This window comes from Bacillus cereus group sp. BfR-BA-01379, assembly GCF_022663605.1.
GTDB classification, from domain to species: domain Bacteria; phylum Bacillota; class Bacilli; order Bacillales; family Bacillaceae_G; genus Bacillus_A; species Bacillus_A mobilis.
Map to the genome: position 1 here is coordinate 1 of NZ_JAKUFT010000322.1, position 220 is coordinate 220.

A 220-nucleotide genomic window follows, 5' to 3' on the forward strand; every position below is an offset into this window, starting at 1 on the left:
CAGACCGGAAGGACTGGTGGAGCGCTTAGAAGTGAGAATGCCGGTATGAGTAGCGAAAGACGGGTGAGAATCCCGTCCACCGAATGCCTAAGGTTTCCTGAGGAAGGCGCGTCCGCTCAGGGTTAGTCAGGACCTAAGCCGAGGCCGACAGGCGTAGGCGATGGACAACAGGTTGATATTCCTGTACCACCTCTTTATCGTTTGAGCAATGGAGGGACGC

General features: G+C 55.9%; 1 rRNA gene. It reads left to right on the forward strand.

The window, feature by feature from the left end:
• Positions 1–220: ribosomal RNA gene (locus tag MR113_RS28060) — 23S ribosomal RNA — on the forward strand; the annotation flags it as partial.